A 412-nucleotide genomic window follows, 5' to 3' on the forward strand; every position below is an offset into this window, starting at 1 on the left:
CGGCTCTGCAGGGTTGTGCGTATCAAGGGCAACACGTACCCACACTGAACCTGTCCCGCTTTCATAGGCTGAAGGGTCAGCTATAGGGTTTACTTCATTCTGCGCATCTTCCTGTGTAGTATAGTAGGTAAGGATGTAGTTGCTGCCGTTGTCTTTTATATCGGCTGCGGCCTGGGTAAGGTCAAATTCCTCTACGCCGTCACCATCGCCGTTGTCATCACACAGTACCAAAGCATCAGGAGTGGTATCCGGTGTTGGCAGCGGAAGTACCTTGATGGTAAGGGTCGTATAGCTAACGCAGCCATCCTGGGTGGTAACCTTTACAAACAATGTTTTTGGGTTACCTTGTGGTGGTGCAGGGTTGGTATAATGCTCAGGGTCGGCTATGGCTATTGCACCGGTATCAACCCTT

At 50.7% G+C, this 412-nt stretch carries 1 protein-coding gene; it reads right to left on the reverse strand.

What is annotated here, in order from left to right:
• The coding region (locus NHE85_RS16640) for a hypothetical protein (protein WP_252813333.1) at positions 1-412 on the reverse strand (412 nt) is incomplete at both ends.

Origin of the sequence: Flavobacterium sp. NRK1, from assembly GCF_024054175.1 — a bacterium.
GTDB lineage: Bacteria > Bacteroidota > Bacteroidia > Flavobacteriales > Flavobacteriaceae > Flavobacterium.